The organism is Sinobaca sp. SA16-1 (genome assembly GCF_059510515.1).
Genome location: NZ_JCAKFL010000001.1, coordinates 631,324 through 645,430 on the forward strand (window position 1 = coordinate 631,324; position 14,107 = coordinate 645,430).

The 14,107-nt window shown below is 40.1% G+C and carries 14 protein-coding genes; all 14 read right to left on the reverse strand.

Features of this window, described 5'->3' with window-relative positions; all coding sequences use genetic code 11:
• Positions 1–154: 154 nt before the first annotated feature.
• A complete protein-coding gene (locus AC5W2J_RS03060) occupies positions 155–847 on the reverse strand; it encodes a type II secretion system F family protein (RefSeq protein WP_496058013.1) in 693 nt (230 codons plus the stop codon).
• A 218-nt stretch (positions 848–1,065) separates the two neighbouring features.
• A complete protein-coding gene (locus tag AC5W2J_RS03065) occupies positions 1,066–1,998 on the reverse strand; it encodes a type II secretion system F family protein (RefSeq protein WP_496058014.1) in 933 nt (310 codons plus the stop codon).
• Position 1,999: 1 nt separating this feature from the next.
• Positions 2,000–3,394 (reverse strand): TadA family conjugal transfer-associated ATPase, encoded by a 1,395-nt coding sequence (locus AC5W2J_RS03070; RefSeq protein ID WP_496058015.1) that lies wholly within the window; start codon positions 3,392–3,394, stop codon positions 2,000–2,002.
• Positions 3,391–4,185, reverse strand: coding sequence for a CpaE/TadZ family protein (locus AC5W2J_RS03075; RefSeq protein ID WP_496058016.1), 795 nt, complete (start codon positions 4,183–4,185; stop codon positions 3,391–3,393). Before AC5W2J_RS03075 ends, AC5W2J_RS03070 begins: the two co-directional genes overlap by 4 nt.
• Positions 4,186–4,206: 21 nt before the next feature.
• The gene (gene cpaB, locus AC5W2J_RS03080; protein ID WP_496058017.1) at positions 4,207–5,409 is read right to left on the reverse strand and encodes a Flp pilus assembly protein CpaB; all 1,203 of its coding nucleotides are present in this window, start codon (positions 5,407–5,409) and stop codon (positions 4,207–4,209) included.
• 13 nt (positions 5,410–5,422) lie between these two features.
• Positions 5,423–6,322 carry a Tad domain-containing protein gene (locus AC5W2J_RS03085; protein WP_496058018.1) on the reverse strand — a complete coding sequence of 300 codons (900 nt, stop codon included), beginning with the start codon at positions 6,320–6,322 and terminating at the stop codon, positions 5,423–5,425.
• A gap of 5 nt (positions 6,323–6,327) precedes the next feature.
• The gene (locus tag AC5W2J_RS03090; RefSeq protein ID WP_496058019.1) at positions 6,328–6,699 is read right to left on the reverse strand and encodes a TadE/TadG family type IV pilus assembly protein; all 372 of its coding nucleotides are present in this window, start codon (positions 6,697–6,699) and stop codon (positions 6,328–6,330) included.
• Positions 6,696–7,202 (reverse strand): A24 family peptidase, encoded by a 507-nt coding sequence (locus AC5W2J_RS03095; RefSeq protein ID WP_496058020.1) that lies wholly within the window; start codon positions 7,200–7,202, stop codon positions 6,696–6,698. Before AC5W2J_RS03095 ends, AC5W2J_RS03090 begins: the two co-directional genes overlap by 4 nt.
• A gap of 80 nt (positions 7,203–7,282) precedes the next feature.
• The gene (locus AC5W2J_RS03100) at positions 7,283–7,459 is read right to left on the reverse strand and encodes a Flp family type IVb pilin (RefSeq protein WP_496058021.1); all 177 of its coding nucleotides are present in this window, start codon (positions 7,457–7,459) and stop codon (positions 7,283–7,285) included.
• 61 nt (positions 7,460–7,520) lie between these two features.
• A complete protein-coding gene (locus AC5W2J_RS03105; protein ID WP_496058219.1) occupies positions 7,521–7,853 on the reverse strand; it encodes a DUF192 domain-containing protein in 333 nt (110 codons plus the stop codon).
• A 198-nt stretch (positions 7,854–8,051) separates the two neighbouring features.
• Positions 8,052–10,202 (reverse strand): response regulator transcription factor, encoded by a 2,151-nt coding sequence (locus AC5W2J_RS03110; RefSeq protein WP_496058022.1) that lies wholly within the window; start codon positions 10,200–10,202, stop codon positions 8,052–8,054.
• A gap of 605 nt (positions 10,203–10,807) precedes the next feature.
• On the reverse strand, positions 10,808–11,311 hold the full coding sequence (locus tag AC5W2J_RS03115) for a VanZ family protein (RefSeq protein ID WP_496058023.1): 504 nt from the start codon (positions 11,309–11,311) through the stop codon (positions 10,808–10,810).
• A 220-nt stretch (positions 11,312–11,531) separates the two neighbouring features.
• Entirely contained in the window at positions 11,532–12,548 is a 1,017-nt protein-coding gene (locus tag AC5W2J_RS03120; RefSeq protein ID WP_496058024.1) for a CNNM domain-containing protein, read from the reverse strand.
• A complete protein-coding gene (locus AC5W2J_RS03125) occupies positions 12,541–13,947 on the reverse strand; it encodes a hemolysin family protein (protein ID WP_496058025.1) in 1,407 nt (468 codons plus the stop codon). Before AC5W2J_RS03125 ends, AC5W2J_RS03120 begins: the two co-directional genes overlap by 8 nt.
• Positions 13,948–14,107: the final 160 nt, after the last annotated feature.

A 14,107-nucleotide genomic window follows, 5' to 3' on the forward strand; every position in this document is an offset into this window, starting at 1 on the left:
GTAGTAAAACGTCGACATGTCGTGAATCGCTTCTAAAGACTGAGGGGTTTAGAGAGTCTAAAAGTCTCCTCCGTTTTTTTTAAATATGTTAAGGATGTTGTCTGGACTTAAAAGTCTGTATAGTACTTTTTTTCTAATTAATACCGTTTTATGTTTAAAAAGCATCTAGAAACTGGATAATAGCCGGACCTAACAAAACAATAAATATAGTAGGGAAAATAAAAAGAATTAATGGAAACATCATCTTAATCGGCGCTTTCATGGCTGCTTCTTCGGCTCGTTGCTTTCTACTTGCCCGTACATTTTCTGATTGAATAGTAAGTACGTTTACCATGCCAATTCCCAACTTTTCAGCTTGGATGATATTGTACACAAATGTTTTTAATTCTTCCAGTGATAAACGCTCAAGCAGATTACTCAAGGCTTCTTTTCTTGTTCTGCCGAGCCTTAACTCTTCTAAACATAGACGAAACTCTTCTGCCAATACCCCCCTTTTACGGCTGACTACTTTATGTAAACCTCCGTCAAATCCCATTCCAGCTTCTAAACTGATGGTTAACATATCAAGAATTTCAGGCAATTCTTTTAACGCCTGCTTGTTTCGCTTCTGTGCCTGCGACTTTAAGTAGAGCCTCGGAAGAAAAAAAGCAGGAACCATAATCAGCAGAGCAAACAAAATGGATTGACTGAGAGGAAATCCTGCAACAAGAAGTATTCCCATTGTAAAAATAGGCAGTGCCAAAAGAAGAACATACTGAAAAACAATAAATTCTGCAGGCCCCCATCCAAAAGGCTGTCCTGCCTGCAGCAGTTTGGTTTCTAACTTTGTAACTTTTTCTACATTCAACGACCGATTGTACCCTTTCCTCACTTTTTTCCAAAGGGGCTGTATGACTCTTACTACAAATGAAGGTTCCGGTTCTTCAATCGGCGCTTCTCTGCGACGATAAAAATAGGCATTAATTCTTCGTTGATACATAAAATTCCGATCGAATGGAATTACAATTATCGTGTAAAATACTAAGCTTGCAAATAAAAAAAAGCTAATATAAAAAGCTGTCATCTCTACACCTCGATAGTTGTAATTTTACGAACTAATATAAAACCTATGATCCCACCTATTCCAGCTACTCCCAACAAAATGCGTCCAATAGTCGTGACAAAGAGCGTTTCCATATACTCTGGATTCATAATATAAATAAGAACCCCCAGGCCAACCGGCAGTAAACTTATAATAACTCCGGATAATCTTCCTTGAGCAGTTAATGTTTTAATTTGATTTTCTATTTTTGTCCGTTCTCTCGTAGTTTCTACAATTTTCCCTAATAAATAGGCGAGATTACCTCCTACTTGCTTTTGGATTAATAGAGCCTCTACTAAGAGATCTAAATCTTTACTTGGTATTCTATTTTTCCACGCCACTAATGCTTCTTCAAGTGTGCTTCCATATTGCATCTCTTTTAAAACAAGATCTATTTCTTCTTTCATTGGAGAATAGGATTCATCTGAAACGGTATTTAATGCCTGTAAAAAGCTGTGGCCGGCTTTTAAGGACCCAATAATAGTAGTAATCGTGTCAGGCAGCATATCTTCAAAACGCTTTAATCTTTTTCTTTTCTTTGTATTCAGCCATACAATTGGAAGAACAAATCCAAGAAAACCTCCTAGAAAAACAAATCCTATATTTTGAGACAAAACATAAAAAAGTCCGGCCAAAATAAGGGTAAGAAAAAAATGGAGAATCCTGAATTCCTCTACTTTTACCGGTACATTAGCCAGGTAAAGCTTATGCTCTAATTTGCTTACTGTTTTTGTTTTTTTATTATTTCTAATCAATAGGATTTTTAGTTTTTGATTGTAGCTTTTTAATATTGTTTTTAAAGAAAAAGCTCGTTTTTCTTGTTTTTGGTCTTCTTTATTCTCTTTTTGCGTGGATCCTATCACTAAAAGAAATAGTAAAATCGTAATAAATAAGAAAATAAAAAACAAAACATTCATATTAGTTTTTCTCCTGTTCTAAAAAAATAGAAGCGGGTAAGTGAATGCCTTCGTTTATCATTCGTTCATAAAACTGCGGCCTCACCCCTGTAGGAGTAAGTTTTCCAATAATTTTGTCATTTTCATCTACATCACTCTGCTGAAATGTAAATATATCCTGTAATACAATAATATCTCCTTCCATTTTTTGCACTTCCGTAATATTAGTAATACGGCGGCTTCCATCCCTCAGACGGGATTGTTGAATAATCACATCCAGTGCTCCGGAAATTTGTTCCCTAATAGCACGCACCGGCAATTCCATTCCTGCCATTAACACCATTGTTTCTAGTCGGGATAACATATCTCTTGGGCTGTTTGAGTGCCCGGTAGCAAGAGAGCCGTCGTGCCCCGTATTCATGGCCTGCAGCATATCTAAAGCTTCACCGCTTCGCACTTCTCCTATCACTATCCGATCAGGTCTCATTCGAAGAGAGTTACGGACAAGATCTCTAATGGTAATAGAGCCCTTCCCTTCTATGTTGGGAGGCCTGGTTTCTAAAGAAACTACGTGTTCCTGGCCCAGCTGTAGTTCTGCGGCGTCTTCAATAGTCACAATACGATCATCATTAGATATAAAAGAAGATAACACATTTAATGTAGTCGTTTTCCCCGAGCCTGTTCCTCCGCTCACAAAAATGTTTAGTTTTGCTTGAACACAGGCTTCTATAAACTCAGCCATCTCTTGTGTTAAAGTTCCAAAACGAACCAAATCTTTAATCGTAAAGGGATCTTTTGAAAATTTACGAATCGTAATAGTTGGTCCGCCCAGAGCTAATGGAGGAATGATGGCGTTCACTCTGGAACCATCTTTCAGCCTTGCATCTACCAATGGACTACTTTCATCAATCCGCCGCCCCAGTGGTGCTACAATTTTTTCAAGTACACGCATGACATGGTCATTATCCCGAAATGTAATATCTGTTAATTTTAATTTACCTTTGCGTTCTGCATATACTTGATTTGGGCCATTTACCATTATTTCTGAAACTTCTTCATCCAAAAGTAATGGGTTAATGGGTCCGTATCCCGTTAAATCATTAGCAATTTCTTCTATGATTAAATCGCGGTCCTTCACACTGGATAGACGTTCATTTTCTGAAATAATGTCTTCAATAATTGTTTCTAATTCAAGGACAATATTCTCTACATCTTCATCTTTTCGTTCTTTCAGAATATATTTAAAGACTAAATTTTTTAGTTCTATTTGTTCTGGAGAAGAAACGTTTTTCTCTGCCACTTTTGTTACTAATAGCGATGGCTCTTTTTTAGGAGCTGCAGCTGCTGAAAGCTCGACAGCAGGTTTTTCTTCTTTCTCTTTTTGATTTTTATTCTGCAGCTTTTCAAATAGATTCATTTAATTCTCCTCCTTAATCTATCCATTCTCGAAAGGTTTCGGGAAGACGAGCTTTGCAGAAGTGTAGAAGCTCTTTTATCCGTAAATAAATTATCTGCGAGTTTAATTAGTTGTTTGGAAATTTCCAGTTTAGGAAAGCTTTCTACGAGAAGCTCTCCCTTATCTAAAGATTCCTGCACGCTTTTTTTCTCATCTGGTAAATACATAATTTTTTCGGTATCGAGAAGCTCAGCAAATTTCTTCATTTTCACTATTCCGGGTGCGGTAGAACGGTTTGCTATTATCGTTACTTTATGTTTAAGTTCCAGTTTTTCTAAAATTGTCAGCATGGCAGCCGTGTTCTTTAAGGAAGCCATTCCATTCGTAGTAACTAATAGAATGTGAGTGGCTCTTTCTAAGAAGAAAAGATTTTTTTCTGTTAAACCTGGAGAGGTTTCTGTAATCACATAGTCATTTTCATTTTCAAATGTAGTTAATAAAGATTCTAAATGTTCCACCGTAATAAGATCCGCCTGCTCTGGTCGAAGAGGGGCAGGAAGCAGTGATACGCCGCTCGCATGCTTAGTACAAAAATCACTGTATCGTTGACTTTCTCTTTTTTCAACAGCCTCATTTATTGTTAAAGCAGGGTCAATATCAAGCGCCAAAGTCAGATCTCCAAATTGGAGATCTCCATCAACTAACATAACCTTTTGTTTTCGAGACGCCAATACAGCCGCCAGGTTTGCAGCAATCATTGTTCGCCCTGTTCCACCCGCGGCACTGCATACAGCTATTTCTGTTCTCTCCACTAGTGATCTCCTTTCTATCACCTATTGTTCAATCTGAACAATACGGCTGCTGATCCATCCATCTTGACCATCGTTAAGCTCTACTAACACCCAGGAACGGTTGTCTTCATCCATAGCTACTACATCCGTGAAAGAAAGCCAGCTGCCACCTTCAACTATTTCTAAAACAGGCGCAGTCAAACTTGGTTCTGCCCGGATGTTGGCAAAGCTTGTGAAGGGAACAAAATAATAAGGTGTTTGTTCGCTTACGGTATTTTCTTCTACTTCTTGTTCTGCCGATTCTTCTGAATTTCCAGCAGGCATCTCTTCCTGTGGTACTTCAAACTCTTCCGGTTCCTCTACAGAATTATAAAAACCTTCAGAATTCTCTGTGTCTGGAAAATCAGCTGGTGCTTCCGGGACTGGAGCCTGTTCTTCCTCTATAAAGGATTCTTCATCCACAGAAGGGGAATCTGGAGCCTGCTGAGAATCACCTTCAGGGAAAGGCTCGATAACCGTGTCTGCGGCATCTTCTTCATTTTCAAACCCACTGTTGTTATAAGGCGTTTCTATTTTACTGTGCAGAATTAAATCAAGTCCTCCACCATAATTTTGCACATAGTTATTAGAATTAGCTGCCCTTATACTATCCTCAGCATTTAACTCCAGCGTTACCGCGATGTATTCTTCGCCAGCTTCTTCCCCTTCTTCTGTTACTACCGTTTCGGTCATTCGGTCTCCTACAGCAAGCACTTTTGCCTCTTCCAACAGAATACTGCTGATTAATTCGTCTCCGTTGTTTTTAGTGAATACGATATCTACGTAATCTTCCGGCTCCACTAAATTAGAAACGGAAGGCACATACGCTGCATGTATAGATACGGCTCTCATTCCCGGCTCCACCCGTTGAGATGCCATCAATTCTTCATTATCCTCATCCAATAATCTATGAGTTAAGATAATTTCTCCTTCTGCTATATCTGCTTCAGTGTACTTCCCTATTGCTTCATCTACATTTTGTACTGCATTATTATGTACTTGATCTTCCGGCACTTCTTGAATCTGTACCATCTCTTGTGAAACTTCATTATCTTTTCCGATAGCTTCAGAAGCAGCGATGACCTCCACCATTGGCACAGAATCTTCCGGCTCTTCCGAACCCTCGCGATTTATAATAATGAAAAATAAAATGGTAGTAATCAAACCTGCCAAAACAGCAAATAGTATTAATTTTTTAGGTCTCATTCGCTTCCTTCCCTTACTGAATTAATCGACTTGTATATGCGCCAGAATCTGTACTGGTCCCACCAGCCGTTCCTGCTCCTACTCTTTTAACAAATGTACCTTTAATGGAGTCGTCTCCGCTCAGCCGTTCTTGAAGAAAAAAGTAGGCAAATCCTTCAATGGTTTTCTTTCTTGAATCCCCGTTCGGATCGTTACTATAAACTATGACCAGCATTAAGCGTTCACAATCTCTTTGTGTGATGTCATTATCCGGACATGCATCTATCCGATGATCAACGGCTCTTTCGGTAGGACCACTAATATTCCCTGTCTGGGTATTAATTATCTGGCCGACCTGTAAAGAGGAATCGTACCCGTCCCGCAAAGTTTGTTCATATTCTTTTGCTCCCGGTGCTTCAAATGCAAGAATACCAAAAAAGCCGGTCTCTGAACCTCCAGGACCTACCTTTAAACTATACGTTTCTCCATAATTTAATGGTATATCTTTTTCAATACCTAGAGGTACTGCGCCTTCAGCTTCACTTATAACACCAAGTCCCGCTTTAGCGTCAGCCTTTAAATTAATGGATTCCACACCAAACAAGGCAGAAAAGAAAAGATCGACCGGCTTTTCCAAAGCCACTTCCACTTGTTCGTTACCTGTTACTACAGCTTCTGATAAACTAGGAACTTCATCATGAGCTTCCAGCACTTCTTCTACTACCTCCTTTACTTTTTGTTCAGAATTTGGTAACTCCTGAGAACTTGATAAGACAGAAGCATTGGCCGTTTTCTGCAGATGGCTTTGCGTTTGATAAAGATGTCCCGCATCCACCACTAACCCCATTATAACAATTGCGATCGATAAACCTAGTGCCATTAATATTATCGAGCTTCCATTTTCTTTATTTAGTGTTTCCCGCCATTTTTTCATACCCCTCACTCCACCCGTATCGTTGAGTTGGTACTAAGTTCCAGATCCCCTGAAAAATCTCCCAGCATTCCAAATATCTCTTGATCATAGGATAAGTTAACTTCTACATAGTCTCCTGAATTTCTTGCTGCAGGGCTTATAGACACATGCAACTGTTCAGAATCCCCTGCATGGAAATTTTCTCTGGCAAAATTGACAATCGTTTCATCTGTTTCCCCGAAACCAGCTATTCTCACCGTTTCCTGGGTCACAAGCTCCATCTGCAGGTACGTATAAAACACACGTCCAAAGTCCACGATGCCTACAAGCAGAAGAATGATTAAAGGCAGCACCAGCGCAAACTCCACTAAAGCCTGGCCGTCTTCTTTTCGTATCATAGGAAAAACCATCCTCCGCTGAACATAGCGATAAAAGCTCCCCCTGCAATAGCTACCCCATAAGGATAAGTCGCCTTCAAAGAACCTCTCGGAAATCCTATAGAGGTGTTTTTATCTTTTTTCCGTATGGAAATAGAGTAAATAATGGAACGCAGCAGGCCGCGGCGGAACAATAAAACAAATACCGCCAGTATCCCCCCAAGAACCGCCATATAAATAAAGGATTGAAAGACGAATGTTCCGCCTTTAAACGCTCCAATCAGCCCTAATAACTTTACATCTCCCGCTCCTATACCTCCTAATATAAAAGGTAGTAATAAAAGACTAAACCCGATTAAAAGACCAAGGAAAGAATGAAAAAAACCTTCAATTCCTGAGGAAATAAAGTGATAAACAAACGCTGCCAGTATGCCGGGGTAAATTACTTTATTGTAAATTTTTCTGTTCTTAACATCCGTTATCACGCACAGCAGTAGTATACTTACTAATACTATATCTATCATTGTTTTCATCCTTTCCTTAAACTTTTGAGGTTTTAAAAAAGACCCTTCCTAATAAAGGAGGGCCCGTGTTATATCTTTTATTATGTCGTTTCCCCAGTTAGCGTATCTGTTATTTCCGTAAAGAAATCAGCAATTTGCTCTCCCAGGAGAATAAGCACAGCAATAACTCCAACAGCAATAAGACCAAGAATTAAACCGTACTCTGTCATACCTTGACCTTCTTCTTCTATAAAAAATCTTTTAATCATTTCTTCCATATTAAAACCCCCTCTTAATTTATGAAAAAGTTAAGCTTTAAATCTATAGTCAGACTACTATTCACACAAAAACAAGTGTGTCTCCAATTTCAACACCTGCTGCTGTAATACTCCCTGCCGGCATTTCCACCACTGATCGGGTTCCAGGAAACTTCTTTCCTAGTTTACCTTTCCCCAGATTTTTCTCCATACCTACTATTCCACAATGATGATCCAAATATAGAACATCAATAGAATAACGCATGTAAAAGGTATGGATGGATCGGCAGGGACTTATGTGAATTCCTGTGTTTATTGGTAATGCATTTGTAAACATTAGGCCCAGTAACCGTTTATTGAATGTGTAAGCCTTTCTGACTTCATTTAAAACAATTTGATTTGATTTACGGTCCATTAGCTTCACTATCATTCACCTCGAACCAAACTTCAACTTACTATGTTTATTATGGCTTATAAATTTTAAATTCACTATCCCCTCCTGTTCTCAGTTTTTAATTCACTTTGAGTGAATATAGCTGATTTAACCAGAATAACTTTAAAAACAACACCTTGTTCCTATATCTATCCTTGTGGGTACATTTATCTAAGTCTTTTAATCTGTCTGGCTGTATTTAATCTGGTACATTTTAGATATAGCATTCGCCCGATTCTTTACGTCCATCTTTTGAAAAATTTTAGTAACATGATTTTTTACGGTATGCTCACTAATATAAAGCTCTTGTGCTATTTTCTTATTATTCGATCCTTTCAAAAGCAGATTCATAACCTCTCGTTCTCTAGTAGATAAATGGAATACTTCCTGCATTATCAAGTCCCCCACAGGTGCCAATTCTTCTGCCGGTTTGCCGGGCCGGTAAAGAAACTCTTGTTCTACTACTTCTTTATTTTTTAAATAATCATTAACCTTTTTCAGCACATCCTTCTTTATTAAATGATTCAATTGGATTCCTTCTATCTTTTTTTCATTTTCTATATATAGAGTTACCACTGCTAAGATATGGCTTAGTGTTGTATAATTTTTGGAAACGCCTTCAAAACCCCCTTTGATTAGATCTTTAGATTCCGATATTAAACGAATTACCTCCGGGTTTATCTGCTGTTTATTTAAAAATTCAGCAGTATATGTGTCCAATAAGCCGGCTTCAGTAATATCTTTTATTTTTGATAAGGAAAACTCCTGATAACCCATAAAATCAACTAAAAATGCTGCTTTTTCTACTGATAAATAAAAAGCTTCAGGATTAAATTGTTCTAATGTCTGATGAAGAATAGTGACAAGGTTCTTCTCTTCCTTGTCCTTTCTTTTATCCAGCCTTTCTAAAGCGAGACCGCCGACTATGGTAACAGTTTGCATAAATGCTATTTTTTTAGTCAGTATTTCGTCAGGCACTTTCTTTTTATTTAAGTCAACGCAAAGCACTGCGAGTACTTCTCCATTTGTAAAAAGGGGGCATTCAATAACCTGGTTGTTCCATGGAGTTGTATGGGTTATTGGTCCTTCTTCTACTTTTTTTCTTTTATCTATTGAAAAATAACGTTTCACTATTTCTTTAGCATAAACAGAAAAATCGGGATGTGATCTTCCTCGCGACATAATGTGAAAACTTTCCTCATCGTTTTTTTTGAGCACAATACAGGCAGATTTGCTATTCCCGACATGAATCCCCATGTCCAAAAGCATATATAGCATATTTTTTTTATTTAAAGTAGACACCATTAAATGAAAAGCTTCTATTAAGTAGTTTAAGGTTTCTTCTTGTTCTTTTTTGTCTGTCTGTAAATCAGTTGTAACTTGTTGTTTTTCTATTAAATTTCCAATGATGCAACAAATATTTTGAAAATTCCGAGTAAAGTAAGCGGATAATGTACTACCTCCAAACAATAACTTTTGTATTTTTTCCTGATTGTATATTGGGAGAAAAAACAAAGAATTAAAACGAATGTTTTTACAATTTGGATGTAAGCTATTGGCATCTTGCTTTATATTTTCCCAATACTTTGCTTTTCCTGTGACCAACACGCGGCCGAACAGTCCCTCTCCTATCGTGAAAACCATATTTTGAAATACATCCGCATTTTTTCCGCTGGTTGTAACAACTTCAAACTCTTCTTCATTCTTTCTTTCTGCCACTCCAACTATTTCCATCTCTTCAAAAACACATTGAAACTTTTGAATAAATGAATGATCTAGTTCTAAATTATTCATCGATAACTCATAGAGAAATGATACGTATTTCTGTTCTGCATTTCTATTAGAGAATTTATTTATTTCCAATGAAAGAAAGTGCGCAACCTTATTTATTTTTTCTAACCAGATATTCTCTGTTTCTATACTTATTACTGGAACTTCCCTAAAAAAAGTCTGCCATTCTAAAGGATTAGAATATGTATAGATTAAATCCGCTTCTACCGAGGAAATGGATTTTTCTTCTTTTAATAATCCTGCCCATAAAAAATAAGTGTACTCTTCCAAAAAAATAGGAGCTGCGATTGAATACAGACCAGGCCTTATCTGAAACAGCATAGGTTCTTTCATTTCCTTTTGAGAAATACTCATGCCTTTAATTTCAGTTGTAAAACACTCTTTGGCTTCCTTACAGATTTTTTGATTTACTATGTTATTCTGTTTTATCATAACTACTTCTTTTTGCTTATTATCAATGACTGAGAAAGAAAGATTGTATAACTCTTCATATGTATGTAATAAGCTCTCTATATGTTCTACTTGTTGATTAGTTAACATTCTATCTCCTCCTCTCTCTTTCATGGTATACACAATGTTTTTTAGAATATGAAGAAACTTATAATAAAAACTTTATATATTGTATTCATATTTTGTTCACCATAATAAATTACTACCAAAGTGTCAATGTTTCATCCCTATATATTAGTATATAAGAACTTGTTTTATTTAGAATACTAATTTTTTCATTAAATTAATAGATATAAAGTCTCTTATTTGTTATTAATATTTATCAATTTCTATTTTCATAACATATTATGATTTTTTTATGATTCTTAAGTCCTTTTATTTTATCATTTTTAATATTAGTCGCTGTATAGCAGTAAATTCTTAACCAGGAGATCAAGCCGCCATAGCTGCTGGCTGCTTTTGATTATTAGTCATTCTCTTCTATTATTTAAAAGATTGCACTTTATGGATAGAACGCAAATAACGTCCGTAAAGTCTAATGACTTTACGGACGAACGAATAAACCGAGATTTAATTTGTTGTTTTATTAATATAAGTATAGTGGAGCTGGCCTTCTGAAAAAAGAACAAACTATAAAAACCTCGAATGCTTGCGCCTGTCTATCATTTAAAAAACATCTTTTATTCTAGTGTTGTTTAGCTAGATCGCTTTTTTCTAAAATATTGACCTGCGACCCAGCGAATACAAAAAGCAGTCCAGCTGCCTAACGTACCTCCAGCAGTATTTAACATAACATCGTCCACATCGGCAACCCGGTATGTAAAGGCAAATTGAACTGATTCAATACCAACGGACACCAGGCAGGCCAAAAATGGCACCACCCATATTATTTTGTCCCTGGAACGAATGCATAATCCCAACAGCAGGCCAAAAGGAAAAAACAGAACAATGTTTCCAGCCAAGATGACGAGTGGATCGATGAGATTGTCACTGTATAACGTAATATTTACAATACTCTCCAAGGGCTGCAGGTTATAATTTCGGTTGCCAGGCCCCTGATTCCCATAGGAAGAGCCATAGTTCCAGGCAAAAAGCGTCACGTAGAACAGCGCCGTCATATACATACTAAATAAAACAATAATTCCCTTACGCCATCTACAGCCGTTTGGCTCTTTGGGAGTCTGTGTATCATTGGTCACAACCATACCTACTTTCTTTCATTTCTCATCCTTCTATTCTTATTTTAAACTTATTGCCGATCATCTCTCTATTGACTCTCCATTACTTTAAATGATCACCTATAATCGCTTTTCTTTTGTAAATAAAAACAAGGAAACAATGCGCACTGCGCCTGTTTCCTTGTGGAATCATACACTATATTCTTCCCAGTATTCCTCTGTGAAAGTATAAGTGTTATGGTTACTTTTTGTTCATGCGAGGAAGCACGTTGTTCAAGGCGTCGTTAATGGTGACAACCCCCAGGAACTCGGAGCCATCCATGACCACCGCCAGCTGCTCCCTGGACCGACGCATGCTTGTAAGAGCTTCATGCAGGAGTGTTTTTGAGGGCAGGACGAACGCCGGGCGAGCAAGCTCCCTGGCCGGCCGGTCTGCCGGCTCGAGCAGCGTATCGCGCACATGAACGACTTCTGGAATTGCCTCCCCCTCGGTTATGAGAAGAATGCGTTTGTGACCGGACTGTTCTGTAGCCCTTTGGACATCATAGACGGTAGCATCTGATGCTACCGTTGTGGGAGAACTTTGTTTTGGAATCAAATCAGCGACCTGCATGGTTTCCAGATCAAGCGCGCCTGAAATCGGCGTGCGCATGGAGGCATCGAGTGCACCGACGTTAGCCGAATGTTCTACAAGGTGGCGGATCGTCGCCGCATTCTGCCCCCCAATCGCGGCCGTCTCGACTGGTTCGACGCCCGAAGCTTTCACGAGCCGATTGGCAATCCCATTGACCCACGAAAGCAGAGGGCGGAATGGCCAGATAAAGAGGCGTGCAGGTACACCGATCAGAATAGCCGATTTTTCAGGATGAGCGATAGCCCATGATTTCGGTGCCATTTCGCCAATAACGAGATGCAGGAACGTTACAATCAGCAGGGATAAGACGAAAGAAGTTCCGTCCGCCAGCCAGTATGGAATTCCTGTCTCCGTAAAGACAGGGGAAAACCAGGCATCGACAGCCGGTTTGGTCACCGCACCAAGAGCGAACGTACACACCGTGATTCCCAGCTGGGCCCCGGCAAGCAGGACGGTAAGTTCATTCACCGACCGCAGGGCAGCACGGGCCCCGCGGCTGGTTACCGCAGCCTCTTCAAGCCGGTGCCGACGGGCTCCAAGAAGGGCAAATTCAATAATGACGAAGAACGCGCTGAGTGCAATGATTCCTGTGGTCACGATTAGAATAATCCAGGGGTTAGTCATTGTTCCCCCTCCTGAGCGGAGCCGACGTTGATCCTGATTCTGTATGGACTTCCGATTCATCCAGTGTCAGGTAGATTAAAGTGGGAACCCGTCTGTCTATCTCGACTATTTTCGCTTGTAAGTAGCGGCGGACCGGTTCATCATGTACAAGATCAGCGGGATCTTCTGGTAACTCGACCCTGATTGTTTCATCAAGGGCTGGGAGGGTACCACCATAAGCAATAAGCATTCCAGCCATTGTTTCATAATCGCCGCGCGGCAGTTGATAACCGATTTCGCGTTCGGCCTCATCGACATGAACATCTCCGCCCATCTGCCAGGCCCCTTCCTTATCAGACTCAACGACCATCGGTAGTTCATCGTCGTGTTCATCGGAGATTTCACCGACCACCTCTTCAGCCAAGTCTTCTAAGGTTAGAATGCCGGTAAACCCGCCATACTCATCAATGACACAAGCGAGGGCATTCTGCGAATCGATCATCTGCGCTCGTGCCTCCGGCAGAGCCACCACGGTAGGAAGGACCAGCGGTGGCTTCATAATCGCAGAAACCGGGGCATCGGCAGCCAAAGGCGAGGCTAACACATCGACGAGATGCACCACCCCGACTGGTTCATCCTCGGTATTAATAACCGGGTAGCGGGTGTGTGCCTTGGCCATCAAGGACCGTACCTCCCCAATCGTAATATCCGGTTCGATCATATCCGCGCGCGAGCGCGGGATCATCGCATGTTCAACATCGCGCTGCGGAAAGTCAAGAATGCGATCAAGTATGATAGACAGCTCTTTTGGCAAATCCCCGCTTTCGCGGGAATCGGCCACAATGTGCTCCAGGTCGCGTGCGGTTGCGCTGCTATCAAGGTCATGAACCGGTTCGATTCTTAACAGCCGTAAAAATCCATTGGCTGACTTATCAAAAATTGCAATCAACCACCCGAAAACAATAAGATAAATATTCGTTGAACGGGCAAGCCCCCGGGCCAACGGTTCAGGGTTAGCAATGGCGAGGTTTTTGGGATACAACTCTCCAAAAATCATCTGTACAATCGTCGCTAGAACCAAAGCCAGTATGGTACCGACCGAAATGCCAACCGCAGCAGGCACGCCAACCCCACCGAGCAGGATGCCCAAACTTTGTCCGACAAGCGGTTCAGCCACGTACCCGACAAGCAGACCCGTAACCGTAATACCCAGTTGAGCGCCGGAAAGCATAAAAGATGTCCGCTTGGTGACCGCCAACGCCTGTTTAGCTGCACTATCGCCTTCATCGGCCAGTGCACCCAGACGGGAACGGTCAACAGACATATAGGCAAACTCCTGCGCAACGAAATACCCATTGGCGGCGATGATAGCAAGAATCACGATGATGCCCAGCAGTAGAGTTAGTATGGCTATCAACATAAGGGATCTCCCACTTCATTTCTTAAATGGGCCCGTGTACAATCATCAAAATTCTCTACAGTGGGGACGGATCTAATCGAGAGTGGGTCATCGGTGTCGCGATTAGTTGGTTGTGATGACATGGACATTCTTCTTTTTCCTCCATTATGTGTATATTGTT

What these genes read in the sequence shown, in the direction of transcription:
- AC5W2J_RS03065 (WP_496058014.1), bottom strand. Translation starts at nt 1,998, where the DNA reads ATGAATGTTTTGTTTTTTATTTTCTTATTTATTACGATTTTACTATTT.
- AC5W2J_RS03100 (WP_496058021.1), bottom strand. Translation starts at nt 7,459, where the DNA reads ATGGAAGAAATGATTAAAAGATTTTTTATAGAAGAAGAAGGTCAAGGT.
- cpaB (WP_496058017.1), bottom strand. Translation starts at nt 5,409, where the DNA reads ATGAGACCTAAAAAATTAATACTATTTGCTGTTTTGGCAGGTTTGATT.
- AC5W2J_RS03125 (WP_496058025.1), bottom strand. Translation starts at nt 13,947, where the DNA reads ATGTTGATAGCCATACTAACTCTACTGCTGGGCATCATCGTGATTCTT.
- AC5W2J_RS03085 (WP_496058018.1), bottom strand. Translation starts at nt 6,322, where the DNA reads ATGAAAAAATGGCGGGAAACACTAAATAAAGAAAATGGAAGCTCGATA.
- AC5W2J_RS03110 (WP_496058022.1), bottom strand. Translation starts at nt 10,202, where the DNA reads ATGTTAACTAATCAACAAGTAGAACATATAGAGAGCTTATTACATACA.
- AC5W2J_RS03105 (WP_496058219.1), bottom strand. Translation starts at nt 7,853, where the DNA reads ATGGACCGTAAATCAAATCAAATTGTTTTAAATGAAGTCAGAAAGGCT.
- AC5W2J_RS03070 (WP_496058015.1), bottom strand. Translation starts at nt 3,394, where the DNA reads ATGAATCTATTTGAAAAGCTGCAGAATAAAAATCAAAAAGAGAAAGAA.
- AC5W2J_RS03120 (WP_496058024.1), bottom strand. Translation starts at nt 12,548, where the DNA reads ATGACTAACCCCTGGATTATTCTAATCGTGACCACAGGAATCATTGCA.
- AC5W2J_RS03095 (WP_496058020.1), bottom strand. Translation starts at nt 7,202, where the DNA reads ATGATAGATATAGTATTAGTAAGTATACTACTGCTGTGCGTGATAACG.
- AC5W2J_RS03090 (WP_496058019.1), bottom strand. Translation starts at nt 6,699, where the DNA reads ATGATACGAAAAGAAGACGGCCAGGCTTTAGTGGAGTTTGCGCTGGTG.